Origin of the sequence: Actinomadura bangladeshensis (assembly GCF_004348335.1) — a bacterium.
Taxonomy (GTDB): domain Bacteria; phylum Actinomycetota; class Actinomycetes; order Streptosporangiales; family Streptosporangiaceae; genus Spirillospora; species Spirillospora bangladeshensis.
Genome location: NZ_SMJW01000022.1, coordinates 1 through 25,476 on the forward strand (window position 1 = coordinate 1; position 25,476 = coordinate 25,476).

General features: G+C 70.5%; 25 protein-coding genes and 1 pseudogene. 14 read left to right on the forward strand and 12 right to left on the reverse strand.

Translation table 11 applies throughout. From position 1 onward, the window contains the following. Both E1284_RS42390 and E1284_RS06860 read left to right on the forward strand, forming a co-directional pair. Positions 1–1,532: serine/threonine-protein kinase (locus E1284_RS42390; protein WP_207923604.1), on the forward strand; the 1,532-nt coding region annotated here is incomplete at its 5' end. 79 nt (positions 1,533–1,611) lie between these two features. Then, positions 1,612–1,899: a nuclear transport factor 2-like protein gene (locus tag E1284_RS06860; RefSeq protein WP_207923605.1), complete on the forward strand. Its 288-nt coding sequence runs from the start codon at positions 1,612–1,614 to the stop codon at positions 1,897–1,899. Positions 1,900–1,908: 9 nt separating this feature from the next. Here the strand turns inward: E1284_RS06860 and E1284_RS06865 are convergent, their stop codons facing one another. Continuing rightward, the gene (locus tag E1284_RS06865) at positions 1,909–2,385 is read right to left on the reverse strand and encodes a PIN domain-containing protein (RefSeq protein ID WP_165965154.1); all 477 of its coding nucleotides are present in this window, start codon (positions 2,383–2,385) and stop codon (positions 1,909–1,911) included. Beyond that, on the reverse strand, positions 2,382–2,690 hold the full coding sequence (locus tag E1284_RS06870; RefSeq protein ID WP_131938142.1) for a hypothetical protein: 309 nt from the start codon (positions 2,688–2,690) through the stop codon (positions 2,382–2,384). Before E1284_RS06870 ends, E1284_RS06865 begins: the two co-directional genes overlap by 4 nt. Before the next feature lie 122 nt (positions 2,691–2,812). Here E1284_RS06870 and E1284_RS06875 point away from each other — a divergent pair, with 122 nt between their 5' ends. Then, a complete protein-coding gene (locus tag E1284_RS06875; protein WP_279433028.1) occupies positions 2,813–2,974 on the forward strand; it encodes a response regulator transcription factor in 162 nt (53 codons plus the stop codon). On the opposite strand, the gene E1284_RS06880 is transcribed toward E1284_RS06875, so the two are convergent. From E1284_RS06880 to E1284_RS06920, 9 genes and pseudogenes are all read right to left on the reverse strand, one after another. Then, positions 2,961–3,779: an ATP-binding cassette domain-containing protein gene (locus E1284_RS06880; RefSeq protein WP_341770377.1), complete on the reverse strand. Its 819-nt coding sequence runs from the start codon at positions 3,777–3,779 to the stop codon at positions 2,961–2,963. The genes E1284_RS06875 and E1284_RS06880 overlap by 14 nt on opposite strands. Positions 3,780–3,857: 78 nt before the next feature. Beyond that, positions 3,858–5,066 (reverse strand): annotated as a pseudogene (locus E1284_RS06885) (ABC transporter transmembrane domain-containing protein); the annotation flags it as partial. A 19-nt stretch (positions 5,067–5,085) separates the two neighbouring features. Continuing rightward, complete coding sequence (locus E1284_RS06890) at positions 5,086–6,204, reverse strand: IS630 family transposase (protein WP_131938146.1); 1,119 nt, start codon at positions 6,202–6,204, stop codon at positions 5,086–5,088. 197 nt (positions 6,205–6,401) lie between these two features. After that, positions 6,402–7,013, reverse strand: coding sequence for a hypothetical protein (locus tag E1284_RS06895; RefSeq protein WP_131938147.1), 612 nt, complete (start codon positions 7,011–7,013; stop codon positions 6,402–6,404). Between the two features lie 389 nt (positions 7,014–7,402). After that, a complete protein-coding gene (locus E1284_RS06900) occupies positions 7,403–8,479 on the reverse strand; it encodes an MvdC/MvdD family ATP grasp protein (RefSeq protein ID WP_131938148.1) in 1,077 nt (358 codons plus the stop codon). Between the two features lie 86 nt (positions 8,480–8,565). Continuing rightward, positions 8,566–8,796, reverse strand: a complete 231-nt coding sequence (locus tag E1284_RS06905; protein ID WP_131938149.1) for a hypothetical protein — start codon at positions 8,794–8,796, stop codon at positions 8,566–8,568. 159 nt (positions 8,797–8,955) lie between these two features. Next, positions 8,956–9,939: a PaaX family transcriptional regulator gene (locus E1284_RS06910; RefSeq protein ID WP_131938150.1), complete on the reverse strand. Its 984-nt coding sequence runs from the start codon at positions 9,937–9,939 to the stop codon at positions 8,956–8,958. Further along, positions 9,936–11,273, reverse strand: a complete 1,338-nt coding sequence (locus E1284_RS06915) for a hypothetical protein (protein WP_131938151.1) — start codon at positions 11,271–11,273, stop codon at positions 9,936–9,938. The genes E1284_RS06910 and E1284_RS06915 overlap by 4 nt, the downstream gene beginning before the upstream one ends. After that, complete coding sequence (locus E1284_RS06920) at positions 11,270–12,670, reverse strand: alpha/beta fold hydrolase (protein ID WP_131938152.1); 1,401 nt, start codon at positions 12,668–12,670, stop codon at positions 11,270–11,272. The genes E1284_RS06915 and E1284_RS06920 overlap by 4 nt, the downstream gene beginning before the upstream one ends. A 156-nt stretch (positions 12,671–12,826) precedes the next feature. Here E1284_RS06920 and E1284_RS06925 point away from each other — a divergent pair, with 156 nt between their 5' ends. The 6 genes from E1284_RS06925 (at position 12,827) to E1284_RS06950 (ending at position 20,125) form a co-directional block, all read left to right on the forward strand. Further along, complete coding sequence (locus E1284_RS06925; RefSeq protein WP_131938153.1) at positions 12,827–13,813, forward strand: phosphate/phosphite/phosphonate ABC transporter substrate-binding protein; 987 nt, start codon at positions 12,827–12,829, stop codon at positions 13,811–13,813. A gap of 10 nt (positions 13,814–13,823) precedes the next feature. Further along, positions 13,824–14,597, forward strand: coding sequence for a phosphonate ABC transporter ATP-binding protein (gene phnC, locus E1284_RS06930; protein ID WP_131938154.1), 774 nt, complete (start codon positions 13,824–13,826; stop codon positions 14,595–14,597). After that, the gene (gene phnE, locus E1284_RS06935; protein WP_131938155.1) at positions 14,590–16,239 is read left to right on the forward strand and encodes a phosphonate ABC transporter, permease protein PhnE; all 1,650 of its coding nucleotides are present in this window, start codon (positions 14,590–14,592) and stop codon (positions 16,237–16,239) included. Before phnC ends, phnE begins: the two co-directional genes overlap by 8 nt. Before the next feature lie 71 nt (positions 16,240–16,310). Beyond that, on the forward strand, positions 16,311–17,483 hold the full coding sequence (locus E1284_RS06940; protein ID WP_131938156.1) for a cytochrome P450: 1,173 nt from the start codon (positions 16,311–16,313) through the stop codon (positions 17,481–17,483). Positions 17,484–17,806: 323 nt separating this feature from the next. Beyond that, a complete protein-coding gene (locus E1284_RS06945) occupies positions 17,807–19,144 on the forward strand; it encodes a glycoside hydrolase family 6 protein (protein ID WP_131938157.1) in 1,338 nt (445 codons plus the stop codon). Between the two features lie 306 nt (positions 19,145–19,450). Next, a complete protein-coding gene (locus E1284_RS06950) occupies positions 19,451–20,125 on the forward strand; it encodes a CBS domain-containing protein (RefSeq protein WP_165965155.1) in 675 nt (224 codons plus the stop codon). Here the strand turns inward: E1284_RS06950 and E1284_RS06955 are convergent. Then, positions 20,122–20,481, reverse strand: coding sequence for a protein kinase domain-containing protein (locus E1284_RS06955; protein WP_165965156.1), 360 nt, complete (start codon positions 20,479–20,481; stop codon positions 20,122–20,124). The genes E1284_RS06950 and E1284_RS06955 overlap by 4 nt on opposite strands. Before the next feature lie 825 nt (positions 20,482–21,306). Here E1284_RS06955 and E1284_RS06960 point away from each other — a divergent pair. The 5 genes from E1284_RS06960 to hypF are packed head-to-tail and all read left to right on the forward strand — an operon-like array spanning position 21,307 to position 25,475. Further along, positions 21,307–21,705 (forward strand): helix-turn-helix transcriptional regulator, encoded by a 399-nt coding sequence (locus E1284_RS06960; RefSeq protein ID WP_243714305.1) that lies wholly within the window; start codon positions 21,307–21,309, stop codon positions 21,703–21,705. Positions 21,706–21,715: 10 nt separating this feature from the next. Continuing rightward, positions 21,716–22,312: a D-sedoheptulose-7-phosphate isomerase gene (locus tag E1284_RS06965; RefSeq protein ID WP_131938160.1), complete on the forward strand. Its 597-nt coding sequence runs from the start codon at positions 21,716–21,718 to the stop codon at positions 22,310–22,312. Continuing rightward, a complete protein-coding gene (locus E1284_RS06970; protein WP_131938161.1) occupies positions 22,309–22,551 on the forward strand; it encodes a HypC/HybG/HupF family hydrogenase formation chaperone in 243 nt (80 codons plus the stop codon). The genes E1284_RS06965 and E1284_RS06970 overlap by 4 nt, the downstream gene beginning before the upstream one ends. Beyond that, complete coding sequence (locus E1284_RS06975) at positions 22,548–23,195, forward strand: D-sedoheptulose-7-phosphate isomerase (protein WP_131938162.1); 648 nt, start codon at positions 22,548–22,550, stop codon at positions 23,193–23,195. The genes E1284_RS06970 and E1284_RS06975 overlap by 4 nt, the downstream gene beginning before the upstream one ends. Before the next feature lie 6 nt (positions 23,196–23,201). Continuing rightward, a complete protein-coding gene (gene hypF, locus E1284_RS06980) occupies positions 23,202–25,475 on the forward strand; it encodes a carbamoyltransferase HypF (RefSeq protein WP_131938163.1) in 2,274 nt (757 codons plus the stop codon). Position 25,476: the final 1 nt, after the last annotated feature.

Sequence of the window (25,476 nt, forward strand, 5' to 3'; positions counted from 1 at the left end):
GGGACGGGGACGGGGTGCTGGCGGGCCGGTACCGGAAGCTCGGCCAGATCGGCCGGGGCGGAATGGGTTCGGTGTGGCGCGCCCATGACATCGATCTCGACCGCGAGGTCGCCGTCAAGGAACTCCAGGTGCCCGAGCAGGTCACCGACCAGGAGCGGCATGACTGGTACGCCCGGATGGAACGCGAGGCCCGCGCCGCCGCGCGGCTGCGGCACACCGGCATCGTCACCGTCCATGACCGGGTGATGGGCGAGGACGGCCGTCCCTGGATCGTCATGGAACTGGTCCGCGGCCGGTCCCTCGAACAACTGCTGGCCGAACAGAAGGCGCTCCCCCAGGGCCAGGTCGCCGCGATCGGGCTGGCGATGCTGGACGCCCTCTCGGCCGCCCACGCCCAGGGCGTCGTCCACCGCGACGTCAAGCCCGCCAACGTGCTGCTGGAAGGCGACCGGGTCCTGCTCACCGACTTCGGCATCGCCGCGCTGGAGGGCGATGCCACCATCACCCGTTCGGGCATGGTGCTGGGCACGCCCGCCTACATGTCACCCGAACAGGTGGAGGGCAAGGCCGTCACCGCGGCCTCGGACCTGTGGTCCCTGGCCGCCACCCTGTACGCGGCGGTCGAGGGCCGCCGCCCGTTCGACGGGCCCAGCCACGGCGCCGTCTTCGTCGCGATCGCCACCGGGCAGCCGCCCCCGCCCCAGTGCGGCGGCCCGCTGGCACAGGCCCTGAAGGGCCTGCTGCGCAAGGACCCGGACGAACGGCTCTCCCCCGCCCAGGTCCGCGACCTGCTCCACGCCGTCCTGGACCCCACCGCCGACACCGCCGAGACCGCGGCCGACGCCGGACCGCCCATCCCTCACCGGCCGCCCCGCACCGCGCTCCTCCATCCGCCCACCAGCGAGATGCCGCTCCAGCGCTACCGGACGGCCCTCGTCAGAGCCGCCGTCGTGTGCACCGCGCTCGCCGCCCTGGTCTTTCTGGGCGGGCCGCTGAGGGACCCCGGCGGGGATCCTCTCCTCGAACTGTATGCGCGTAATACGATCATTTTTCTGCTGCCCGTGGTCGTGGCGTTCATCCTCATGTGCGGGCTGTGGTTCTTGCCGCACAGGCAGCCCCTCGTCCTCGCCCTCCTGTTCGCGATCCTCACCGGCATTCACGTGGAAGCCCTCATCTTGGACTCGTTCCTCGGGTACGACACACCGGTCATGCCCATTGTCGGACTTGAGATCTCCTGGGTGCTGAGCGCGCTCGCGTTCATGTTCGGCTTCACCGCGGTGAACCCATCACTCGCCGGACGGGTGACCGATCCACCCGCCCGCCATGCCCTGATCACCATGGCCGTACTCGTCGAGGGCCTGGTGGCCCTGCTCTGGGTCGTGCCCGTCTACGAGGTGGCAGGGCCGGGCCTGGACCTGGTCGCGGGCCACTCCCCCCTCGTCGCTTCTCTCATGCTCCTGGGCCTGCTCTGGCTCGGCGTCCAGCCCTTCATCTGGTCGAGCAGGGTCAGGGCCGAGTTCTCCCGCCGCTAGATGTGCCCATGGACATTGGTGACGACGACACGCGTCCGCGACGCCTTCGCCGACGTCCTGGCGACACGCGAAGGCCGACTTGGCCGCCGGCAGCGATTACATGGGAGGTAATCGCCGCAGGGCAGGTGGTGCTGTCAAAGTCGGCTCGTCCGACTTCCGGGAGATCGCCGAGCATCACGTTCCTGAGAAGGCCGACACTCAGGTGGAGCGCATTCTGGTGGACGGTGCTGACGCGGTGGTGCCGGGGGAGATCCGCCAGACGACCCGGTCCGCCGGGCGCGCTTATCGTGCCCGGTTCGCCCTGCACGTCACGGTCGAGAGCGGCCTCGTCACCGGGGCCGTCCCCCGGCGTCCAGTGGGGCCGTGACGGGCGGTTTCAGGACGAGTAAATGTCCTTTACGTTCTGCACCCTTACTCCCTTTCGGTCGCCGGCCAAGCCCGGCAGATGGGTGGCGTCGGCGGTCAAGATCAGCACATCAGGTTGTTGCCCCGCCGCCTCCGCACGATCGGCGTACATGTGAGCCGTCGCGGCGACCAAGGCGTCGACAACCTCCGTGGAGTCGAACCCTGCGTCACCGACCAGCTTCCCGGCGGCGCGCGCAAGGTCCTCAGTGACAGGCTCAACGAGAGTCCTGGTGCTGGACAGCACATGGTTCAGTTTCGTGTCCCGGTCGGAACCGCGCAGGATCTCCGTCAGCACGACACTGGACGTGACCAAGCGGGCCTGCTTGCGCAGCGCAGCCGCGAAGAAGATCGCAACGTTGCGGTCCGTGGCCGCCTTGTTGATGGCGTCGTTATCGAGTACCAGAACCCCGCCGAGCCTCGCAGCCCGACGGCCTCGCCCGGTGCTCACTGATCTTGCGCGGACGGCCAAGCGGCGAGAGCGGCCTGGATCTCGTCCTCACTGAACGGTCCGTGCCGATCTTCCAGTTCGTCAACGAACTCGGCGAGGGCGTCGAGTTGGAGCTTGGCCGCGATCGCCTCATCAACGTAGGCAGAATCGGACAGGCCCAGCTTGCGGGCCTGTTCGCGGATCTCAGCCTTGCGGCCCCGGCTGATGGTGGCCGACAACTTCTCGGTCGCACCGTGTCCACTCGCGGCCTTGCGGCGTTTCGCGACACGGAGAGGCTGGTTAACGGAAGTTTTCTTGGCGTCCACGACTTAATCATACCAACGGTAGGAGTCGGCTGCTCCGCGAGAGAGTCAGAACCACCGTGCTTTGAGGGGATTGACAGCATCGACCATCACGGACGGCGACAGACTGCCCGCAGGTCAGCGAGCTGGCGGCGAGCGGGATGGCTACCGCGACGATCGCGCGGACGTTGTCGGTATCCCCCCGTACGGTCGAGAACCATCTCCAGCGGGCATATGAAAAGCTCGGCATCCACCGTCGCACGGAGTTGGCGGCGGCACTCGCCGAGGACGGCCTCATGGTCCGCTGATCGCCGGGTTCCGCTGGTCCTGCTGTTCGCGTACGAGTCGGGCATAGCGGCCGCCCCGGGAGACAAGAGAGTCGTGGGTGCCCTGTTCCACGATCGACCCCCGGTCGATGACGACGATGAGGTCGGCGTCCCGGATCGTGGAGAGGCGATGTGCGATCACCACCTGCGTGCAGCCGAGCGCCGTGAGTCCCGCCTGGATCATCGCCTCGGTACGGGCGTCCAGGCTCGATGTCGGCTCGTCGAGCAGGAGAACGCTGGGCTGATGCACCACGGCACGGGCCAGCGCGATCCGTTGCCGCTGGCCACCGGAGACCTGCGAGCCGGCCTCGCCGACGGTGGTGTGCAATCCCATCGGCATAGCCGCGATGTCCTCGGCGAGCGCGGCCACCCGTACCGCCGCCTGGATCTGTTCGGTGGTGCAGTGGTCCTTCCCGGCGGTGATGTTGTCGGCGATCGTGCCCTCGAAGAGGAACGGTTGCTGGGTGACGATCCCCATCTGCCGGCGCAGTCGCCGGCGGTCGAGCAATTCCAGCGGCACCCCGTCGTAACTGATTTGCCCGTCGGTGGGCTCGAACAGACCGAGCAGGAGCCGGCCGAGGGTGGTCTTGCCGGAGCCGGTCGGCCCGACGATCGCGACGCGCTGCCCGGGTTCGATCCGAAGGGTGATGTCGTGCAGGACCGGGCGGGAGGGGTGGCAGCCGAAGTACGCGTCGCGCACCTCGATGCGGCCGTGCAGGCCGCCGGGCAACTGCACCCGGCCGGTCGGCGCCGACGGCGTGTCCATGATGTCGCCGAGGCGTTCCATATGGGCGATCGCGGCCTGCAGTTGCTGGACGGTGGTGAGCAGCGACCCCAGCGGGGCCAGCGCAGCACCGGCCAGCGCGGCGAGGGCGAGCAGTTCACCGAGCTGCGCCGAGCTGGGCAGCTGGTAGGCGACGATGAGCAGCAGCCCGACGGCCAGGCCGGTCTGTGCCGCGGTGGTGAGCGCTTGGACCCCGGAGAGGAACAGATCGCGACGCCGGGCGGCCGCGAGTTCGCGGTCATGGCGGGCCCGCCAGCGGGCGACGGTGGTCTCCTCCGCCCCGCAGGCGATCACCGTTTCCACGCCACCGAGGCTTTCCACCAGGGTGTTCTGAGTCAACGCTTGGGCGTTCGACGATTCGCTTACGCGCTGGATGCTCGCCCGTCCGGCCAGCAGCGCGATGAGTGCCTACAGGGCCGCGACGGCGGTGGCCGCGATCGCGATCGGCGGGGAGGCGACCGCGAGCAGTACCAGGTATCCCAGTCCGGTGATGCAATCGATGCCGAACGCGAGGGACCGTTCCGTCAGCAGGTCACGCAGTGTCGAGGCGGTGGAGAGCCGGGTGAGCAGGTCGCCGGAGCCACGCTGGTCGAAGAAGCGGAAGGGCAGGGTGAAAGTGTGGTCGACGAGTCGGCGCATCAGGCGGGCCGCTACGCCGGTCTGCAGCTGGATCAGCAACACCGATCGCACCCAGCTCACGACCGTGAAGACCAGCCAGGAGACGCCCGCCGCCGCGGTGAGCGGGAACAGCATCTCCGCAAGGCTCCCGCTGGTCGTCCCGTCGACCACTACCCGGGTGACCCCCGCCACCAGCAGCGGGAACATCTGCACCACGAGGGACGCGGCGACCAGGGCGGCGATCAGCGGCCAGCTGCCGAGCACCCCGCTGAGCAGCCGGACGGCGGTCCGCCAGGTCGGGTCGGCGCCGCGGGGCAGCTTCCCGGCGGGTCTCCCGCAGAGTACGACGCCGCTGTAGCCGCCCTTGAACTCATCATGGCTCAGTCGGCGCCGGCCCTGGGCCGGGTCGGCGATGCTCACCTCCGTGTCGCGGATGTCCTCGACGACGACGAAATGATTGTGCCCCCAATGGGCGATGAGCGGTCCCGGCAGCCGGGCGATGCCGGCCGCCGGCGCGGCGAACGCGCGCAGATTCAGCCCGAATCGCTTCCCTGCACCGATCAGCTCACGGGCGGAGGCGCCGTCCCTGTCCGAGGGGAGATGCCGCCGCGCCTCGATGACGGAGGTGCGCCGGCCGTGGAAGCTCAGCACCATCGCTAGTGCGGTGACCACGAACGTTCGCCGGGTCTTGTCATGCTGCTTTGGGGCGGGGTCGTCCCCAGCGTTGCTGGCGTTCGCTGCGGACCCGGGCGCGTTCGCGGCGTTGGGCGGCCAGCACGTCGGGGTGGCGGGCGTTGGCGTTGCGCCAGCGCAGGTAGGCCTGGATCTCCCAAGCGAGCACGGTGTGGTTGGGATGGTTGGAGTTGCCCATCACGAAGGTGCGCAGCGGCCCGAACTGCGCCTCGATCGGGTTGGCCCACGAGGCGTAGGTCGGGGTGAGGCACAACTCGACGTTGTTGCGGGCCGCCCAAGCTCTGATCTGCGGGGTCTTGTTCGCCGACAGGTTGTCCAGGATCACGTAGATCGGTGCGCCGTCCGGGCGGGCGGCACGGATGGACTTCAGCGCCGCCAGGGTGTTGGCGCCGCTCTTGCCGCGGCGGGTGACGCCCCACAGGGTGTCATCGCCGAGGGAGTAGCAGCCGTGGAAGTAGCGGACGCCGTGGGTGCGTCGATAGGTGCCCGGCAACCGGTCGGGCCGCCCCTGCTCGGCCCAGCCGCTGCCGTGGCAGGGCCTGATCGACAGCGGCCCGAACTGGTCGAAGGCGAAGCACCGGTCCGCGAACCGGGTCGTGACCTCCTCTATGCGGTCCAGCTTGGTCTCGAAGTCGGGGTCGTTGGAGGTCTTCCAGGTGCGGGTCCGCTGAAAGGTGACCCTGTGGGCGTGCAGGATCTGCCGCAGCCGCTCACGCCCGATCTGGATCTTCCGGTCGCTGTGGTCGGCGAGGTGGTCGGCGAGTTTGCGGATGCTCCAGCAGGTGAACGGACGCCCGAGCTTGGCCGGGCGCGTGGTGGCCGTCTGGATGATGAACGCGGTGTCACCGCCCGAGATGCGGCGGGGACGGCCTCCCGCCCAGTCAGGGTCCAGGCAGGCCAGCCCCCGCTGGTTGAAGTCGTGGATCACGTCCCGGACGGTGTCCTCGTGCGCGGCGACCAGGCGGGCGATCGCCGGGGCCGGTGTGCCCGCCGACGACGCCTGGATGATCATCGCCCGGCGGACCCGGATCGACTCGTGTTTGCCCCGCCGGATGATCTGCTGCAGCCGGCGCCCCTCGTCCTGGGTCAACCGCCGTGCTCTGACTGGCTCTGCCACCAGCCCGACTCCCCTCTCGACAACGACCTGTCGTCATCGAGGGTGGAGCCGATCAACCTCCCCGTCCCAGCCCCTGGCCGGCGTGTCACCCAACCCGGTGCACGTTTGTGGTCACCGCACTAGGCAGGCGGCCGCGCAGTCCGCTGCGGAGAGTTGCATTCGCAGCGGTACGCGGCGGCGTGGCCGCAACCGGCGGATCACAGCCAGTGCCACCGGATCTCCGCCTTGGCCCGCTGCTCGGCGAGCCACTCGGCCAGCGCCGCTTCGCCGGCGCGGGCCAGCGCCGCCGGATCCGCCTCGGTGGCGGCTTCCCGTCCCCGCACGCCACCGAGGATGAGATGTCCCGCCTCCGGCACCGGCCCGGCGAGCTCCCCCGCCGCGAGGGAGCGCAGCGGCGCGGGCAGGTCCAGCGCCCAGCGCCGGTCCATGGTGAGCTGAACCTCTCCGACCTGCCGGGTGTCCCCGGTGCGCCGACCGAGACAGGTGAGAAGGTCGGCCGGGGTGCGCGCCGCCGCGAAGTCGTCCAGTGCCTTCGAATCGGCCGCCCGCACCCAGAGCGCGTCGACCCGGTCGAAGTCGGCAAGGTGGGCTCGCAGGTGGCCGGCCGCGTGCTCGGCCTTGAAGCCTCGCCGGAACCGCTCGATGCGGGCGACGAACTCGATGTGGGTGGCGAAGGCCCGTTCGGAGAGACCGACGTCGGCCAGCCATTCGAGGGTGGCCGCCCGGCTGTGCAGGCCACGGCCGCGGCGGAACGTATCAGCGGCCGCCGCCAGCTCTTCGGCGGTCGCCGCCTCGTCCTCGTCGAACACCTGGTCCCACAGGAGGCAGTAGTCGACGAGTTGCCGGTGCAGGGTGGGGTCCCGCCGGTTGAGGCACGGATCGTGAACAGCGCGGAGGGGACCGAAAGCGATCGCTCATTCACGCTGAGCAGCCGGTTGGCCGCGAAGTGGGTGGAGTACTCGATCGACCACGGAACCCCGTCTTCGGTCTGCCCGGTGAGGGCGACGCTCCCGCCCTCCGGGTGGGCGAGCACCAGGTCTCGTAGCCGACCCGCAGGTCTCCCGGCGGAGAATCGACGACGAGTTCGGGTCGGCGCCGCGGGTGGGCGGAGGACCAGTCGGCGACCATCCGCCTGGCTTCGCCGACCTGGTCCCGGTGCCGGGGCAGTCGGCGCAGCAGCGCCACCGCGCTGACCAGATCAGCGCCGAATGCAGCGTCCACGCCGGCTTCGGCGGCGGCTTCGGCGACTGCTGTCGATGCCGATTGGGTGGTCACGGCGCTGTCTCCTTGGTCGCGTCCGGGTGACGGGTTCATCGGCGGTCAGCCAATCGGCGATCGCGTCGCTGATCGGCATTCCGGTGAGTGTTTCGATCCAGCCCCACTGCCCGTTCACGTTCACCTCGAGGAAGACGTACTCTCCGTCCTTGCGACGGATGAGGTCGATGGCCCCGAAGTTCAGCCCGAGTGCGGAAATGAAGTCCAGGCAGCGTCCGGCCACCTCGCCGGGAAGCTTGACGGCACGGTAGGCGACCGTGTTGTCGTCGTACCGCCGCCAGTCCTGCGCGGTCAGCCGGGAGGACTGCGAATCGATCTCGGCGGCGAAGATCTGGTCGCCCACCACGGTCACCCGCAACTCGGCGGCCTTGGCGATGTTGGGTTGGAGGATCACCGGCGCGTGCTGGATCCGGTGCCGACCGGCGAGGTGACGCCGCTGCACCTGGGTGGTGTAGATGAGGTGCTGCTCGCCGTAGACCCAGAAGTCCTTGTACGTCAGCGCTTTGCTGATGAGCTGCCCGCCGGCGCGGTTCCAGGCGGGGACCAACTCGTCCGGGTCATTGGTGAAAAGGGTCTGCGGCACGGTGAAACCGAGTTCGGCGGCCTTGGCGAGGTGAACCAGCTTGTTGTCGGACCGCAGCGCTTGAGTGGGCTTGGCCGGCATCCAGCGCGCCGGCAGCAGTTCCCAGAAGCCGTCGCGGAAGCGGCCGGCGACCAGATCGGCATGCGCCCGGTAGTCCTCATCGGTCACCAGGTCACCGACCTGGATCGGGCTGGGGCGACGATCCCAGACAGCGGTGACCTCTGCCAGGTCGTACGTCCGGCCGCGGTGTTTCAGGATCTGCCGGCATCCGCCGTTGTCCATCTCGACGGTCAGCCGGCTGTGCGCCGGGTACTGATCCTCGTCCCACCAGAGCACCGGGATTCCGCGCGCTTCCACCTTGGGGCGTACGAAATCAATGGTGGCGGCGTCGTCGGGACTACTGATGATCAAAAGCATGTGAGAGCTCCAAGGCCACTTCGCGAAGGTCGTGGCGCGCCCCGTCGCCCCCCGCCGGTGCGCGCCACGCCGGTTCGTGTCGGACGCTAGACCCGGAAGCACTCCTCCGCGGGCTTGCCGATAGCGTCTCCGCTGGTCACGGAGCAGACGAAGCCCGAGCCAGGGGCCATCGCGCCGACGATGAGGTCGAGGTCGTCGTCGCCGAGTTCGACGACATCGGCGCCCTCCGGTGCAAGATCACCGCCTCCAGCACGGCGACGGCACCGGAGACCACGCCGGCCCACGTCCTCGCGGCCACCGGCCGCACCGGCGTCCACGGGCCGCTGAACGCGCGGTGCTGGAGCGGCGACCCGGCGCGGTTCCCGAGTTGGTCAACCGCGACTTCACCGCGGCCCGGCCCGGTACCAAGCTGGTCGGAGCATCGGACCGAAACCGCTGCTGGATCGTCGTCGCCCGGGTTCCACTTCGCCGACCGGTCATCGATTGAGCATGGTGAGGCGGTCGCGGTCGGTGCTCTCGTCGAACTCGGTGCGCCGCCGCACATGGTCGGTGCGCAGCGTGGAGGCTTGGGCGAAGACGTGGTGGGAGGCAAGTTCGGCCAGTTCGGGGGCGTAGCCGGCCAGAATCTCGCGGAACCGCTGCTCGGCGGGCTCGCCGAGCGAATCGTAGATGCGCACGCACAGCCACCGCGCCTCGTCGCGCGGCCAGCCGGGCGGCAGGAGTTCGGCGGGCAGGTCCGGGTCGAGGTTGGGGAACACCCGCCAGTCCGTCATGACGGCCGTGCGCAGCCGCAGAGCCTCGGCCGGCGCGACGCCGGACCGGGCAACGCGCTCGCCCTCCTCGCGGTAGGTGGTGACGAACCGCTCGTACCGTTCCCGCAGGGCGGTGATGTCGAAGGCGCGGTCCAGAACGCCGTCGAGACCCTCCTCGGCGATCTCGCGGGCGCGGAGGACGGTCACCCCGGAAACCTCCAGCCTGCGGGTCAGCGCCACCACATCGGCGGTCCGGTCGTGGGGGCTGACCCAGACGGCGTCGAACAGCATGCCGAAATGCAGGAGGCGCAGGCCGTCGCGGAGGGCACGCCGGGTGTCGCGCTGGTCCTCGGGCACGGAGAACATCACCACGGTCCACTCGCCGTCCCAGGAGGGGGTGGAGGCACCGAACGTCAGTAGTCGCAGCATGTGCGCGACGATGACGTCGTGAGCGCGGGGCGGCAGCCCATAGGCGGTGGTACGGCCGGAACGGGAACTGGTCAGCAGCCCCCGGGAGGCGACCCGGCGCAGGGCGGCGCGGGCACCGGCCTCGCTGATGTCGAACTCTTCGAGCAGCCGGACCAGGGCCGCGGAGGGGATGTGCTCGGCCCGCCAGAACCAGTAGTCGCCGAGCAGCGTCGTCAGGAGGCGCTGCGGTTCGGCGCCCTGCTTACCTCGGGGAAGGGAGCCCGGGACGGCCGCGGTCACCGGATCTTCCCCTGCGTGCGTTCTCCTCTGTGGGTGTCAGCGGCGTCCCACGTCCTGGCCGGTGCCGTCGGTTCGGCTCGCGTGAACAGAACGTCTGTTCCGGACCGGCGGCGCAGGGCCGAGGGGGTCACCGCGGGCCAGCGTCCGGTGTCGATGCGTTCCAGCAGGACCGACAGGGTGGTGACCCGTTCGGCGACGCTGAACGTGCAGTGCCCGGCGCGGTCCACGAACGCCTGCCGCAACATCGATCCGGATCCGGCGCGGGTGACCGTATCGCGGTAGGCGCGCTCGTCGGACACCGGCCCGGCCGGGTCGCCGACGGTGTGCAGGGTGAGGACGGGGTCGCGCAGTTCGCCGTCGTAGGTGATGAACCGTTCGGCCCTGGCGAGGGCACTCGGGTCGGCGGCGATCCGGGGTGCGTGGGCGAGTCTGCCCAGGTCGGCCCGCAGGTCGGCACCCGCCTTCCGGTAGATGCCGGTGATCGTCCTCTGCCGCCCGGAAAGACGGAGCTGCCGCCGGTAGTCGACTCCGGTGTTCCAGGACGGATTGCCACCGAGGTACTGCTCGTACACGGCGCGGATCGGGGCGCCGACGCCGAACGGAAGCCCGGCGATCCACCCGTCGACGAGTGCTCGCGTGTCGCCGGGGCCGGGGCGCGGCACGGCCGGGTCGTTCCACGCGGGGACCTGCGCGAACGCGGCGGCCAACGCCAGCCGTGCGCGGCCCTGCGGGGTCGCCTTGGCGCGGTCGACCAGTTCGGTGAGGGCTGCCTGCTCGGCGTCGGCGTCGGTGATGCCGACCAGGGACATCGGCGAGTCCGGGTCGATGAGCGTCTTCAGCGCCCAGGCGGCGTCGAGCTTGGCGTTCCACATGGCGACGGTGCCCGCGCCGCCGCCGCACGCCGGGAGCGCGCCGTCCACGAGGTGGCCGTAGTACTGGACGAAGCCGCGGGCGAGCAGCCCGCCCTGGGAGTCGCCCATCACGATGGTGCGGGCCGGTGCACCCACCTCGCCGGCGAACACCGCGCGGGTGGCGGCGATGTTGCGCAGGTCGTCGCCGAGCCGCCAGCCCGGCCGCGACGCCGTTCCGGCGACCGCTCGGCCCTGGCGGAGGACGTGCTCTTGGAACGCGTCGTCAAGGCGCTGCCGGTTGGCGACCAGCAGCAGTGTGCCGTCCCAGCGGGGCGGGACGGTGATCGTGTAGGCGGTTCCGTCGGCGTGCCGGCCGGTCAGTTCCCGCGGTGCGGCAGTGCCGGCGGCGGCGGTTGCGAATGCCGGCGGCGCGGTGAACGTGGTCAGCGCGGTCAGCGCGGCGATGGCGGTGCGCCGTCTCATCGGGTGTCTCCGGGAACGTGCGGACGCAGGAACCGGTCGGGGCGGAAGCGGACGAACTGCGCGGTGCCCAGCTCCGGGTCCCGGGCGGCGAGACGTTCCGCGAGGCGCCCCAGGTGCGGCGCGTCGGCGTCGGCGCCCCACCGGCCGGTCTTGACGCGGCGTTCCAGGGTCAGTGCGGTGGCGACCAGTTCGGCGCCCGTGTAGCCGCAGTGCCCGGGCCGGTCGACGAACGCCTGGCGCAGCATCCGCCCGTCCCCGGCGCGCCGGACGGCGTCGGAGTAGGCGCGGGCCTGCGTGACCGTGGGGAAGTTGTCACCGCGCTCATGCAGCGTCAGAACGGGGACGTCCAGTTCGCCGTCAGGGGTGAAGTTGCGTTCCATATAGGCGACCGCGCCCGGGTCCGCGGAGATCCGGGGCTCCCTGTCGAGACGTGCGAGGTCGGCGTCGAGGTCGAGCCCGGCCGCTTCGTACAGGGCCCGCACCTGCCGTGCGTTCCCGGACTGCCGGAGCTGTTCGCGGTAGTCCACACCGTCGTTCCAGGACATGTTGCCGCCCGCCCGCTGCTCCAGTGGGAATCGCGGCGAGAACACGGTCGGCATGAACGCCGCGTACTGCTGCTCCTGCTGCCCGGCCCAGTCGTCGTCGGCGGGCTCGGGTGTGCCGGGCACCGACCAGGTCGAGACCTGCGCGAACGCGGCGGCCAGCGCGATGCGCGCCCGGCCTTGGGGGGTCTGCTGGGCCGTCTCCAGCACTTTCCCGGCGGCGGCTCTGGTACGCGCCTCCGCGTCGGCCGAGCCGAGCCGAGCGAGGGTGATGTCGTCGGTTCCGGGCGCCAGCAGGGTGGTGAACGCGAACGCGGCGTCGAGCGACTGGTTGAGCATGGCCACCGGCCCGGCGACCGAGGCGCAGTAGGGCAGCGCGCCGTCCACCAGGTCCGGCCGGCGTTCGGCCAGGCCCGCCGCGACATTGCCGCCCATCGAGGAGCCCCATGCCAGTGCGGTCTTGGGCTTTCCGGCCTTGGCGGCGAAGACGGCGAGGGTCGCGGCGGAGTCCCGCAGTGTCTCCTCGACGGCCCAGCCGTCCCCGTACGGGCGGGTCCCGGCCAGGGCGTAGCCGCGGTCCAGCAGCCACTGCCGCGCGGCGGCGTTGCCGCCGAGCTCGGCGGGCCGCTGCTGGTCGCCGGCGCCCTGGCCGTAGCCCGGGCTGAAGGCCAGCACCGTGCCGTTCCAGTCGGCGGGTACCTCGATGGCGTAGGTGGCTCCGGTGGGGTGGACGCCGCGGAGGCTGAGTGGGGCGTGCCCGGCGGCGGCCGAGGGCGGGGCCGTGGTGAGGGCGAGGGCGGCGGCCGCCGTGACGGCCGTGGCCGCTCGCCGAAGGGGGACGTGGGGAAGGCGCATGCCGGCTCCAGGGAAAAGGAGACAGTAGTCGGACGGTCGTCCTCGTCATGCCGTCAATAATGGTAGACACAAATCCTACGGTCGTCACGTAGGCGTTGACAATGCCCCGGTACCTGCTTACTTTGAGCCGACCACCCTGTACCACGGGAGTCGCTGATGTTCCGGAAGACAACCACCAGCGTGCTCGCGGTCGCAGCCGCGAGCGTCCTCGCCTCCGCTTGCGGCACCGGGCCCGGAGCGCGCGGGGCGACCGACGGAGACCGACCCGGCAAGCTCGTCTTCGCGGCCGTTCCGTCCGAGCAGACCGGCGAACTCCGGGCGGCCTTCGCCCCGATCACCGCCGCATTGGAGAAGGACCTGGGCACCCCCGTCGAGTTCCAGCCCGTCGCCAGCAACGCCGCCGTCGTCGAGGCGCAGGTCGCCAAGCGCGTCGACGTCGCCGTGTACGGGGCCTTCAGCTACCACCTGGCGCGCAGCCGCGCCCAAGTCGAGCCGGTCGCCGTCCCCGTGCAGGCGCCCGAGGGCGAACCCGGCGCCCATGCCTACGGGGTCACGCGCGGGGACGACACCTCCATCACCTCGCTCAAGGACGTCAAGGGCAAGGACATCTGCTTCACCGACCCCGGCTCCACCACCGGTTACCTCCAGCCGCTGGCCTCGCTCAAGGAGGCCGGGGTGGACGTGGCAAAGGACGCCGAGACCGTGTTCACCAAGGGGCACGACACGGCGGTGGCCTCGCTGCTGGCGGGCGACTGCGACATCGCGTTCGTCGGCGACATCTTCATCGACCAGCTGCTGCCCGCGCGGGGCCAGCTCAAGCCCGGTCAGGTCCGCAAGGTGTGGACCTCGCCGCTCATCCCCGGCCCGCCCGTCGTGGTCGGAAGCTGGCTGCCCCAGGACGTCCGGACCAAGATCACCAAAGCGCTGACCGGGCTGACCGCCACCGACGCGGCCGCCGCCGGGCTGTGCGAGGGCAAGGAGATCAAGGGCCCGCCGACATGGAAGCAGCACGCCGGTGCCGAGGCCTGCCCGCTGGGTGCCTCGAACGCCTGGACGTTCATCACCGCCAACGACGCGACGTATGCGCCGATCGCCCGGATCTGCGACATCACCAAGGCCAAGGTGTGCACGTCCGGTGACTGAGGAGCGCGCCATGAAGGACAACCGCGGCGGAGCCGTCCTCGACCTCACCGGAACGAGCAAGGCGTTCGCCGGCAAGGTCGTGCTCGACGGCATCGACCTGACCGTCCCGCAGGGAGAGTTCGTCGCGCTGGTCGGCCCGTCCGGCGCGGGGAAGTCCACCCTGCTGCGCCTGGTCAACGGGATGCACCGGCCGGACCAGGGGTCCGTGCGCACGCTCGGCACCGACCCCGCCGGCTGCTCCCGCAGGGAACTGCGCTCCCTGCGGGCCCGGGTGGGGTTCGTGTTCCAGCAGTTCGGTCTGGTCGGCCGGCTCTCGGCGCTGGAGAACGCGCTGATGGGGGCGCTGGCCACCCTGCGCGGGCCCCGTTACGGCGTGATGACCTACCCGCGCGCCCTGCGGGAGCGAGCCGTCGAGCAACTCGACCGCGTCGGGTTGGCCGACCAGCGCTTCCAGCGCTGCGACACGCTGTCCGGCGGCCAGCAGCAGCGGGTCGCCGTCGCCCGCACCCTGGTGCAGCGGCCCGGACTCGTGCTCGCCGATGAGCCGGTCGCCTCGCTCGACCCGGCCGCCAGCGTACGGGTACTCGAGATCCTCAAGCGGATCAGCGCCGAGGACGGCATCTCGGTCGTGTGCAGCCTGCACCAGACCGACCTGGCGCTGTCCATCGCCGACCGGGTGGTGGCGCTGCGCTCGGGCCGGATCGTGCTGGACGAGCCCGCCGCCACCCTGCCGGAGGAACGGCTGCGCGCCGTCTACAGGACGGCGGACGCGGCCCATGACTAGCACCGAGCCGGCCGTGCGCACCAAGCACGAGCCGGACCCGCCGACCCTGCGCCCGCCTCTGGAGGCCCGGACCGGCGTCGCGGCCGGCCTGCTCGCCGGGGCCGTCACGGCCACCTGGGTGACGTTCTGGTGGATCGGCCTGTCGCCGGCGTCCTTGGCGGCCGGGCTCGGCGACACCCGGCGGCTGCTGGAACGCATGCTGCCGCCCGATTTCCCCGCCGCCGGCGACATCGCGACGCTGATCCTGGAGACCCTGCTAATCGCCGTGGCGGGCACCGGGCTCGCCACCCTGGCCTCGGTGCCGCTCGCCTTCGCCGCCGCCCGCGCCGCGCCGGGCGGCCGCCGGTCGCGGCCGGTCGCCCGGCCGGCGGCCCGGATGGTGATCGTGCTGACCCGGGCGGTGCCGACGCTGGTCTTCGCGATCCTGTTCGTCCGGGTGTTCGGGCTCGGGCCACTGGCCGGCGCGCTCGCGGTGGCCGTCCACTCGGTCGGCATGATCGCCAAGTTGCTGACCGACGCGATCGAGGAGGCCGACCCGGTCCCCGCCGAGGCCGTCCGCGCCTGCGGCGCCCGCGAGATCCAGGTGGCGGTGTCCAACGTGCTGCCGCGCGTGCTGCCCGCGCTGGTCTCCATCGTCCTGTACCGGCTCGACATCAATATCAGGGCGTCGGCCGTGCTCGGCGTCGTCGGCGCCGGCGGCATCGGAGTGGCGCTCCAGACCGCCCTGGGCAGCCTGGACTACCGGCGCGCGACGGGCATCATCTGCCTGATCACCATCCTGATCCTGCTCCTCGAACTGCTGTCGGTCGCGATCCGCCGCCGCTCCGGGCACGACCGGACGGCCGCCGCCGTACTGCCCGCCGGCCGCGCCCGCGCCGACGTCGGCTGGGACCGCGACCGTGTGCTGCGCTTCGCCGGCATGGCCGCGGCCGTCGTCCTCTTCCTGGCGTCGCTGTGGTCGCTGGACCCCAGCCCGGGCCGGCTCGCCGACTCCTGGTCGAACGTACGCGCGATACTCACCGGCATGTGGCCGCCCGCCTTCTCCGGCGAGATCTTCACGGGTGTCCTGGAGAGCCTGCTCATGGCGCTCGGCGCCGCCTCCGTCGGCACCCTCGGCGGCCTCGTTCTGGCACTGCTCACCGCGGCGAACGTCGCACCGCTGCGACCGCTGTCGATGGTCGTCCGCGCTCTGGTCGTCGTGATCCGCGGCATCCCCGATCTGGTGTACGCACTGCTGTTCGTCGCGGCCCTGGGCCTCGGCCCCTTCGCCGGGTTCCTCGCGCTGTGGATCTCCTGCACCGCGCTGGCCGCCAAGTTCTTCACCGACTCCCTCGAAGTGCTCGACCCCGTCCCGCACGAGGCGCTGACCTCGGTCGGCGCCACCCGGCCGCAGGCGTTCGCCGCCGGGATCTGGCCGCAGTTCGTGCCGTCGTTCACCGCCAACGGGCTGTTCGTGGCCGACCTGGCACTGCGCGAGTCGATCGTGCTGGGCATCGTCGGCGCGGGCGGCATCGGCTACCTGATGCAGGAGTCCATCGCCACCCTGCGCTACGACGTCACCGGCGCCATCGTCATCTCGATCGCCGTCGTCGTCTACGGCATCGAGGCGCTCGCCCGCCTCGCCCGCCGCCACCTGCTGTGACCCGCCCGCCCGCTCTGACCGCAGTGAATTCCGAACCACAGTGAATTCCGACCACCGTGAATCGGGGACGCATGACCACAGAACGCCCGTCCGACTGGGATCCGCGAGAGCCGGAGACCTTCGACAGCTCCCACGCGGTCTACGCCGACCTGCGGCGGCGCTGCCCGGTACCGTGGAGTGACGCCTACGGCGGTTTCTGGGCGGTGACCCGCTACGACGACGTCGTACGGATCGCCCGCGACAGCGCAACGTTCAGCACCGCCGTGCAGAACGTCGTCCCGCACGTGCCACGCAGCCGGCGCCGGCCGCCGCTGCACTTCGACCCGCCCGAGCACGGGGTCTACCGCGCCCCGCTGGACCGGGTCATGAGCCGCGCGGCGGTGCGGCGCCTGGAGCCGGCCTTCGCCGCGGCGGCCGGGGAACTGCTCGGACCGCTGCTGGCGCGCGGTGGCGGCGACTACGCCAAGGAGTTCGCGCTGCCGTTCGCCGCGCAGTGCTTCGCCCTGTTCCTGGACGTTCCGCTCGACCAGATGCTGGAGATCCGACGCATCGGCGTGGAGTACAGCTTCGCCATCCAGGACATGGACCGGGCCCGGATCATGGCGGCCAGCGACGAACTGTACGACGTCGCACGGACCCTCGTCGACGAGCGCCGCCGCGACCCGCGGGACCCGGGCACCGACATGGTCACCAGCCTCCTGGACGCGGACCCGCCCATCCCCGATGACCTGGTGGTCGGGACCGTCCGGCAGACCATCGTCGCGGGCATCGGCGCCCCGCAGGCCGTACTCGGCAGCGCCGCCGTCCACCTGGCCCGAGACCCGGACCTCCAGGAACGGCTGCGGGACCGGGCCGACCTGCTGGCGGGCGCCGTCGAGGAACTGCTGCGGCTGTACGCGCCGTACCGGGTGTTCGCCCGGACCGCCACCCGCGACGTGGAGGTCGGCGGCCGGACCATCCGCGCGGGGGAACCGGTGACCATGCTGTTCCCCTCGGCCAACCGAGACGAGAAGGTCTTCACCGAACCCGACCGGCTCGACCTGGACCGGCGCCCGAATCGCCACCTGGCGTTCGGCCGCGGCGCCCACCGCTGCCCCGGTGCCGCCCTCGCCCGCATGGAGATGACCGCCGCCCTGCGGGCCCTGCTGGACGGAACGTCCGAGGTCGCGCTGGACGGGAACGTGGAAATGCTGAACTGGCTGGAGTTCGGCCCCAAGTCCGTCCCGCTCCGCCTGTCGGGTTGACCCGCGGCGCGCACGGTGGCGCCGTGACGGGCGGGCTCATCGCCGGGTTTCATCTCTTTCACGCGCGCTACCAGCACATTTCATGGCGTTTCCACATTGTTCTGGGCAGTCGTGCGTGTTGCAGGTATATACGTCACATGCACGAATGCGTCATACCTGCATGCCGCCGATGAGTGCCGCACGCACCCCATTCCAGAGTTGGCGGAGTGGCCGATCATCGAGACGGCCGGTGGATCAACACCGCGTATGGCGGGCTTCCATCAGGGATCGGCCGGAGGCGCCGCCCTGGCATTCATCGACGCCTCATACGGAAAGGACGGGTCATGCCCGATCATCCGCGGGGTGACGGCCGCTGGCGAGCGCTGATCGCCGCCATCGCCGTCGCCTGTCTCGCCGCCGCCGGCCTGGTCGTCGGCGGCCAGGCGAGCGCCGGCACGCTGTCCGGCACCCTCTACCGCGATCCGGACACGCAGGTCGTCCGATGGGTCGCGGCCAACCCGAACGACGCACGGACCCCGGTCATCCGCGACAGGATCGCCAGCCAGCCGCAGGCGCGCTGGATGGCCGTGTTCAAGCCGGACACCGTGACATCGGAGGTCTCCTCGTTCGTCAACGCGGCGAGCGCGGTCAACCAGACTCCCGTGCTCTCGGTGTACGAGATCACCAACCGCGACTGCGGCGGCGCCAGCGCCGGCGGCGCCCCCGACCTCGGCCAGTACCAGCAGTGGATCTCGAGGTTCGCGCAGGGTCTGGGCGGCCGTGCGGCCGTCATCATTCTGGAGACCGACTCGCTCGCGCTGCAGACCTGCCTGGACGGCTCCGCGCTCGCGGCGCGCAACCAGGCGCTCACCCAGGCGGTACGGACGATCAAGAGCGCCGATTCGAACGCGAAGGTCTATCTCGACGGCGGCCACTCGGCCTGGAATTCCGCCACCGAGCAGGGCAGCCGGTTGAAGGCCGCCGGTGTGCAGTACGCCGACGGCTTCTTCACCAATGTGTCGAACTTCCAGCCGTTGTCGAACGAGGCGGCGTACGGCCGGTCGATCATCTCCTACCTGCAGTCCCAGGGGATTTCCGGCAAACACCAGGTCATCGACACCAGCCGCAACGGCGGGGCCGCCGGCGCCCAGGGCGACTGGTGCGGCGACGACAACACCGACCACCGCATCGGCACCTACCCAACCCTCGACACCGGCGACCAGAACATCGACGGCTACCTGTGGGTCAAGCCGCCGGGTGAGGCGGACGGCTGCGACTACTCGGCCGGATCCTTCGTCCCCGCCCTCGCCTACGACCTCGCGCGCAACGCGCCCGATCCGCCTGCCTCGTCCAGCCCCACGCCACCTACTACTCCCCCGCCGGGCGGCGGCGCCTGCACGGCGACCTACCAGACGGTGAACTCCTGGGGAGGCGGCTTCCAAGGCCAGGTCACCGTCAAGGCCGGAACCTCGGCGATCAACGGCTGGAAGCTGACCTTCTCGCTGCCCAGCGGCGTTTCGATCAGCCAGCTCTGGAACGGCACGCTGACCACCAGCGGGTCCACCGCCACCGTCACCAACACGCCGTGGAACGGCGCGCTGGCCCCCGGCGCGTCCGTCCAGGTCGGCTTCACCGCCACCGGTACGGCCACATCGCTCAGCCCCACCTGCACCTCATCGTGACCGGCACACCGAGCCTCACGGTGTGACGGCCCCGGCGCCCCGGTCTGGTGAAGCGTCCACCGGACCGGGGCGCTCCGGTCTCCTCGACGACCGGCGTGATGCCCCACGATGACCTCTCATGACACAGGGGGACGCGGTGATCGCCGCTGCGGACGCCGCGCCGCGGGTCGGCCGGTAGGAGGGGTGCGCGGCTGAGGACCCGCGGCCCGTCTCATGAGGACCTTGGTCCGTGGGCGCGGGCGGCGGGCGGCCTCACGCTGGAGGCAGCCGGCGAGCGGTCGCCGCGCCGCACCTCTTGGAGGAACCATGCAGACCAGGGTCGAGGAGGTCATGACGACCGGGGTGTTCGCCGTCTCGGAGCGCGCCTCGTTCAAGGAGATCGTCAACGAGCTGCGACTGCACGGCGTGGACGCCGTCCCGGTGCTGCGGAAGGACGGGACGGTCTCCGGGCTGGTGTCGTCCACCGACCTGCTGCTCAAGGAGGCCGATCCCAACGCCGCCGAGGCTCCGCATCCGTTCGCCGGGCCGCGGCGCCGGCGGGAGCTGCGCAAGGCGGCCGGCACGACGGCGGCCGACCTCATGACGGCGCCCGCCGTCACGATCACCCCCGGCGCGAGCGTGGAGGAGGCGGCCCGGCTGATGCGCCGCAGGCGCGTCAGCCGGCTCCCCGTCGTGGACGCCGATACGGGGCGGCTCGTCGGCATCGTCAGCCGCGCCGACGTCCTGCGCGTGTACGGCCGCCCCGACGAGCAGATCCGCCGGGACGTCCTGGACGAGGCCGTCACCCGCCGCTTCGGCGCGGAGGCCCGGGGCTGCACCGTCACGGTGACCGACGGCCGGGTGACGGTCCAGGGCACGGTCGACCGCCGGTCGATCGTCCCGGCGCTGCTGCACGGCATCCGCCGCGTCGAGGGCGTCGTGTCGGCCGAGGCGCAGGTGGGGTGGGAGGTCGACGACACCTACGCCGGCCGGCACGCCTAGCGCAGGTGGGCCAGGGCGGTGGTGTACAGGCAGCCGACGGCGTACAGGTCGCCGGCGCGGCCGGCCTCCTCGCCGCGCGGCAGTTCGGGCGCCATGTACCGCGCCGTGCCGGGGACCTGGCCGGTCTGGGTGATGCGGGAGAACTCGTCGCCGGTCGAGGTCGCCGGCCCGAAGTCGATCAGCTTGACCGCTCCGTCCGGGCAGAGCATGAGGTTCTCCGGTTTCACGCCCCGGTGGATCAGGTCCACGGAGTGGGCGACGGCCAGCACCGCGCACGCCTGGGCGCCGATGAACGCGGCCCAGGAGGCGGGCAGCGCGCCGTGCTCGTCGAGGAGTTCGACGGGCCAGAGCCACAAATTTCTCGATGAAGTCCAGGGCAGATGCCGCGTCCGTATGACCGCCGAACTCCTCGATCCGGGCCCACTCATCTGCGACTGACGGCAGTGCGCAGTCATCGACCTCGGCGAATGCGTCACGGATTCGATTGCCGAGTTCTTCCACCCAAGGGCCGGTATTCCACGGAGACTCTTCGGGCGACCGGTCCAAGGAGCCGAAGCGCCGCCTCCCCATCGGGTGCCCGGAAGTAATCGAACAGCACGCCCACGCCATCTGCTCCCATCGATGCCTCAGGGTGATTCCTTCTTCTACCGACCATTCCACGGCCCGACTCACCGCCTGGCGCTCTGCCCACATGTCTCCCCGAACCACACCCTTCGGGTCAGAGAAGGACGTCGCGGTCCGCGGCGGCCTTGTTGATGGCGTCGTTGTCGAGAACCAGGACCCCGCCGAGCCTTGCAGCCCGTCCTAGTACCGGGGTCACGCGACGCGCCTCCTGCTGCGGCGTGGCCTGGACGCCTCGTCCGCGGACGTCGAACGGCACCGGCTGTCGCGGGCCGGCGATCGACAACTCGGCTCCGCCCTGATCACGACCACCCTCCTTCAATAGATCTTGAGGTTTTGGTGTTGGTTCCAGCTCGGTGCGGTTAGTCGTTTCGCCGAGTGACATATACGGAGAGGCCGGTGGGCTTGGTGGTATCGCTTTGTCCGCCTTTGTGAAGTTCACGGTGTGGTGAGGTTTCTGTCGCCAGTTGCGCTCGGGGACAGCGAGCTTGGGAGGTCGACCATGGGGGCTCGTCTCGCGGGTGGGCATCGAAAACCGCCCGGGCCCACCCTTGCGGTCAGTGCTCTCGTCGCGCTGGAACGGTGCGGGGGAAGTCGTGTGGGGTAGTGAGGTCCGCCTACTTCAGCCCTTTCTGCTGCTCCTCATCTACGAGCGGCCTGGCCATGGCTACGACCTGATCGAGCGGTTGGCGGGAATGGGGGTGCTGGGCGTCGAGCCGGGGCATGCGTATCGGGTCCTGCGCGGCCTTGAGCGTGAGCGGCTTCTGACGTCTCGATGGGTTCCTTCCGACTCGGGGCCGGCCCGGCGGCTGTATGAACTCACGCCTGCGGGTGCGGCCGAGCTGAAGAACCGGATGGAGGACCTGACCGATTTCGGCAACGTGGTCGGCGCTTTCCTGTCCTTGTGGGAGACGGCCTCCCGGACGCCCGACCCTGCCGCCGCGTTCTCTCGTCCCTGAGGAGCAGGAGATGGTACAAGAAGCGGCGGAAGACGCCGTTCGAGCCGCTTTCCGGCGCCGCGTGAATCCGGGTCTTGCATTGGGCGAGGACGCGGACCTGATCGCCATGGCCTGCCGGGACATGGCACTGCGATTCCACCGTGGCGGCAAGATCATCACCTTCGGCAACGGCGGTGCGGCGACGGACGCCCAGCATGTCGCGGTGGAATTCGTGCACCCGGTCATCGTCGGGAAGAGGGCCCTGCCCGCACTCACGTTGCACGCCACCGGCCGTGGTGACCAGGACGCGGAGGGGTTCGCCGACCGGTTGCGGCTACTTGCCTCTCCCGGGGACATCGCCTTCGGCATCTCGCCCGACGGGCGCTGCCCGAACGTCCTGCGGGCGTTTCAGGCCGGTCGCGAACTCGGGGTCCTGACGGTGGCGCTGCTCGGCGGGGACGGCGGTGACATCGCCGGTGACAAGGCGGTGGATCACGCCCTGATCGCCCGATCCCACGATCCGTGCGTGGTCAAAGAGCTGCACGTCACCGCCTACCACATTCTGTGGGAACTGGTTCATGTCTTCATCGAGCGGCCGGGGTCGCTGGAGCCGGAGGGCGGGATATGACAAGGGGCGAAACGGTCGGCGAGGTGCCCGTGGCGGCTTGTCACCAGGATGTCTGCGTCACCTGTTCCGACACCGCGGTCCAGGTTCGGGTGCGTGAAGTGATGGGTGATCGGCTCGCGATCGTCGATACCGAGAACGGTCCGGAGGAAATCAGCCTCGCGTTGGTCGACGCCGGGCCGGGTGACATGGTCTTGGTCCACGCCAAGGAGGCCATCGCCGTGGTGGAGGAGCCGACATGAACCCGGAATCGCTGTATCCGTTCCTCTCTCCGGGACTGGTCGATAGCGGCTCGGTTGTCGCGGACGTGCGCGCGTCCACCCAGGAAAAGGCCGGTGAGATCGTCGCGCTGCGGGAATCTCTCGTCGACCTGCACGGTGAGCGGCTCGTCCGATGCGCGCGGCAGATGGCCGCGTGCTTTCAGGACGGCGGCCGGCTGTTCAGTTTCGGCAACGGCGGCAGCAGCACCGATGCGCGGCAGATCGAGGAACTCCATGTCAGCCCTCCCCCGCCTCATCGGCCGCTGCCCGCCGTGTCCCTTCCTCATGACGTCGCCACGGTGACCGCCCTGTCCAACGATGTGAGCTTCGAGGTGGTCTACGCGCGCCAGTTGGCGGCGCTGGCGGGTGCGCGGGACATCGCCGTGGGGCTGTCGACCAGCGGCGGCTCCGAGAATCTGCTGCACGCCTTCGACGAGGCGAACCGCAGAGGAATGATGACGGTCGGGTTCGCGGGCTACGACGGGGGGCGAATGGCGCAGGCCCGGACGGTCGACCATCTCTTCGTCGTGCCCTCCTCGTCCGTCCACAGGATCCAAGAGGCGCAGACCACGCTGTACCACGTGCTCTGGGAGCTCACTCAGTCGGCGCTGTGCGGGCGGTTGTGAGGTCCGATGGCGACGGTCACGCGACTCCGGCTCCGGATCGAGGGGATCGTCCAGGGCGTGGGGTTTCGCCCTTTCGTCTCCGAACTGGCGAGGGAATACGGCATCGCGGGGTTCGTGGGAAATGATTCGGAGGGCGTCTTCGCGGAAGTCGAGGGCGATCGCGCGAAGCTGGACGTGTTCGTCGCCGACCTCGAACGCCGGGCGCCGGCGCTGGCCGTGGTGGAGCGGGTGCGGTCGCAGCCGGCGGTGCCGGTGGACGAGCGCGGGTTCCGGATCGTGCCGAGTTCGGATGCGGCGGCACGATCCGCGCTGGTCTCCCCCGACACGGCGACCTGTGCCGAGTGTCTCGCCGAGGTCGTCGCCCCGGCGGGCCGCCGGTCGGGCTATTCGTTCACGAACTGCACTAATTGCGGACCGCGGTTCACCATCGTCGTCGATGTGCCGTATGACCGGCACAACACGACCATGGCGGCGTTCGGAATGTGCGCGGCATGCGCGCGGGAGTACACCGATACCGCCGACCGCAGGTTCCATGCGCAACCGGTGTGCTGTCCTGAGTGCGGGCCGACACTGCGGCTCAGCGGCCCGGACGGAGTTCCGGTCGATGGGGAGCCGCTGACGACCGCGGCCGCTTGGCTCCGGCAGGGCCGCATTCTCGCGATCAAGGGCCTCGGGGGTTACCACCTGGCCGTCCTCGCCGACGATGAGCGGGCCGTCCGGGCGCTGCGTGCCCGCAAGCACCGGGAGGACAAGCCGTTCGCCGTGATGGTCTCGGATCTGGCCTCGGCGCGGAAACTGGTCCGGCTGGAACCGGCCGGCGAAGGGGTGCTGGCGGGAATACGCCGCCCGGTTCTGCTGGCGCCGCGCCTTCCGGGGGCCCGGGTCGCGGACGCGGTGGCGCCGCGGAATCGGGAACTCGGCGTGATGCTGCCCTACACTCCCCTGCATCACCTGCTCGCCGAGCATCTCGGACGGCCGTTCGTCCTGACGAGCGGCAACGTGTCCGATGAGCCGATCGCCTACCGCGACGGCGACGGATTGAAGAGGCTCTCCGGGATCGCGGACGGGTTCCTGACGCACGACCGGGCCATCCATGTGCGTACCGACGACTCGGTGGTGCGCGTATTCCGCGGTAGAGAGCTGCTCGTCCGACGCTCACGCGGATACGTTCCCGCTCCCCTGACCACCGCCTGGCCGTTCCCGCGTCCGGTCCTGGCATGCGGGGCGGAACTGAAGAACACCTTCTGCGTGGCCAAGGGGAACCGGGCATTCGTGTCCCATCACATCGGCGATCTGGAGAATTACGAGACGCTGCGGTCGTTCACCGAGGGCATCGCGCACTTCCGCCGCCTTTTCGACGTGGAGCCGATGCTCGTCGCCCGTGATCTGCATCCGGACTATCTGTCGACGAAGTACGCGCTGGAGTTGGAGGACGTCGACATCGTGGGGGTTCAGCATCACCACGCCCACATCGCGTCCTGTCTCGCCGACAATGGGGAGGAAGGCCCGGTCATCGGCGTCGCGTTCGACGGTCTCGGGTTCGGGGATGACGCCACCTTCTGGGGAGGTGAACTACTCGTCGCCGATCTGGCGGAGTTCCGGCGGGCCGGGCATTTGGAGGCGGTGCCGATGCCCGGGGGCGCGCAAGCGATCCGGGAACCGTGGCGGATGGCGGTGGCCCATCTCCTGGCCGCCTACGGTGACGCCCTTCCCGATCTGGACATCGTGCGGCGGCATCGCGAGCGATGGAACGCCGTCGCCGCGCTGGCTCGAAAGGGCGTCAACGCCCCGCTCACCTCCAGCGCCGGGCGGCTCTTCGACGCGGTCTCGGCGATTCTCGGCGTCCGGGACGTGGCACGGTACGAAGGGCAGGCCGCCATCGAGCTGGAACAGCGGGTCGCACCGGGGGAACGCGGCGCTTATCCGGTGACGGTACGGGAGGACGATCCGCTGGTCATCCAGGGAGGCGATCTCATCCGCTGCGTCGTCGACGATCTGCTTTCCGGTGTCGCCGTGGGCCGGATCGCCGCCCGATTCCACAATGGGCTGGCGCAGGCCGCCGTCAGGGCCGCGTGTGTCCTGCGCGAACGCACCGGCCTCGGCACGGCTGCTCTGTCCGGTGGCGTCTTCCAGAATCTGGTGTTGCTGGAGCGGGTCGTTTCAGGGTTGGAGGACGAGGGTTTCCGGGTCCTCGTCCATTCCCGGGTGCCGTCCAACGACGGTGGAATCTCCCTCGGGCAAGCGGTCGTCGCGGCGGCGCGCGACCGCGCCGCCAGCTGAA

Coding starts and splice junctions, on each gene's coding strand:
- E1284_RS06880 (WP_341770377.1), bottom strand. CDS start 3,779: ATGGAACGCCTCGGCGACATCATGGACACGCCGTCGGCGCCGACCGGC.
- E1284_RS06900 (WP_131938148.1), bottom strand. CDS start 8,479: ATGCTTTTGATCATCAGTAGTCCCGACGACGCCGCCACCATTGATTTC.
- E1284_RS06915 (WP_131938151.1), bottom strand. CDS start 11,273: ATGAGACGGCGCACCGCCATCGCCGCGCTGACCGCGCTGACCACGTTC.
- E1284_RS06920 (WP_131938152.1), bottom strand. CDS start 12,670: ATGCGCCTTCCCCACGTCCCCCTTCGGCGAGCGGCCACGGCCGTCACG.
- E1284_RS06925 (WP_131938153.1), top strand. CDS start 12,827: ATGTTCCGGAAGACAACCACCAGCGTGCTCGCGGTCGCAGCCGCGAGC.
- phnC (WP_131938154.1), top strand. CDS start 13,824: ATGAAGGACAACCGCGGCGGAGCCGTCCTCGACCTCACCGGAACGAGC.
- phnE (WP_131938155.1), top strand. CDS start 14,590: ATGACTAGCACCGAGCCGGCCGTGCGCACCAAGCACGAGCCGGACCCG.
- E1284_RS06940 (WP_131938156.1), top strand. CDS start 16,311: ATGACCACAGAACGCCCGTCCGACTGGGATCCGCGAGAGCCGGAGACC.
- E1284_RS06945 (WP_131938157.1), top strand. CDS start 17,807: ATGCCCGATCATCCGCGGGGTGACGGCCGCTGGCGAGCGCTGATCGCC.
- E1284_RS06950 (WP_165965155.1), top strand. CDS start 19,451: ATGCAGACCAGGGTCGAGGAGGTCATGACGACCGGGGTGTTCGCCGTC.
- E1284_RS06965 (WP_131938160.1), top strand. CDS start 21,716: ATGGTACAAGAAGCGGCGGAAGACGCCGTTCGAGCCGCTTTCCGGCGC.
- E1284_RS06970 (WP_131938161.1), top strand. CDS start 22,309: ATGACAAGGGGCGAAACGGTCGGCGAGGTGCCCGTGGCGGCTTGTCAC.
- E1284_RS06975 (WP_131938162.1), top strand. CDS start 22,548: ATGAACCCGGAATCGCTGTATCCGTTCCTCTCTCCGGGACTGGTCGAT.
- hypF (WP_131938163.1), top strand. CDS start 23,202: ATGGCGACGGTCACGCGACTCCGGCTCCGGATCGAGGGGATCGTCCAG.